The organism is Lysobacter hankyongensis (assembly GCF_039543145.1).
Lineage (GTDB): Bacteria > Pseudomonadota > Gammaproteobacteria > Xanthomonadales > Xanthomonadaceae > Lysobacter_I > Lysobacter_I hankyongensis.
Genome location: NZ_BAABJE010000003.1, coordinates 1 through 1285 on the forward strand (window position 1 = coordinate 1; position 1285 = coordinate 1285).

The 1285-nt window shown below is 62.7% G+C and carries 2 protein-coding genes; both read right to left on the reverse strand.

Translation table 11 applies throughout. The features are described 5' to 3' along the window. Positions 1 to 891: recombinase family protein (locus tag ABD974_RS05955; RefSeq protein WP_345302387.1), on the reverse strand; the 891-nt coding region annotated here is incomplete at its 3' end. Further along, positions 888 to 1285: DUF2924 domain-containing protein (locus tag ABD974_RS05960; protein ID WP_345302388.1), on the reverse strand; the 398-nt coding region annotated here is incomplete at its 5' end. The genes ABD974_RS05955 and ABD974_RS05960, both read right to left, overlap by 4 nt.

A 1285-nucleotide genomic window follows, 5' to 3' on the forward strand; every position in this document is an offset into this window, starting at 1 on the left:
CAGCAGGAAATCGACCTTGCCACGCGAGGTGGCGGAGCGGACCCGACCGTTGATCTGCAGCAGCGCATGCGCCTCGTCCCAGAGCGCGTTGTCGATGATCGCCGGGTGGGTGCTCTCGACGTACTCGCCGCGATGCTTGAGTTCGCCCAGATAAGTCCTGCAATGGAGCATGCCGTGGATGGAACTCTTGTCGTGCAGCTTGCCGGGCCGCACCGTGCCCACCTTCGTCGTCCACGTCTTGTTGCACCAGCCGCGCGCCCTCGCCTCCTGCACGACCTTCAGGATCGAGCCCAACTCGACGAAGCGGCGGAAGATCGTCCGGACCTGTTCGGCCTCCTCCTCGTTTACCACCAGCCGGCGATCTACGACATCGTACCCAAGCGGGCAGATGCCATGCATCCACAGCCCCTTCTTCTTGCTGGCGGCGAACTTGTCGCGGATGCGCTCGGCGGTCAGTTCTCGCTCGAACTGTGCGAACGCGAGGAGGATGTTCAGCATCATCCGCCCCATCGCGTCCGTGGTGTTGATCTGCTGCGTGACGGACACGAAGGTCGTGCCGTACTCCTCGAAGACCTTGACCAGTTCGGCAAAGTCGAACAGCGATCGCGTCAAACGGTCGATCTTGTAGACCACGACGATGTCGATCTGGCCTGCGCGGATGTCTTCCATGAGGCGCTGTAGCGCGGGACGCAGCAGCGTGCCGCCGGAGAAGCCGCCGTCGTCATAATCGCCCGCGACCGGGATCCAGCCCTCCATCCGGCGACTGGCGATGAATGCGGCTCCGGCATCACGCTGGGCGTCGATCGAGGTGTATTCCGCGTCGAGTCCTTCATCGGTGGATTTGCGGGTGTAAACCGCGCAGCGCAGGCGCTTGGTTGGTACAGTGCTCATCGGCGACCTGCCTTGCGCAATCCGAAGAAAGCTGGCCCGCTCCATCGTGTGCCGGTGATCTCGCGAGCGATCATCGACAGGCTGGGATAGCGCTTGCCTGCGTACTCGAATTCATCATCGGGCAGGACCCGGACCCGATGTTCGACGCCGGCATAGATACGGATCAGCTCAGTACCTGCAATCGGCGTCGCGCCGGTCTTCTGACGCTTCAACGTGCCGGTCGCAACCAGTTCGTCGATGCGCCGCTGGTTATGTTCGAGCACGCCACGGTCGGCCTTGGCGAACTCGATCTCCTGCCAGCGATAGGCGATACGCTTCTCGACGAAGCGGCGATTGGAGATAGGCGGCTCGTCGCCGAAGAGGCGATGCCACTCCTTCTTGATTTCCGGCCACG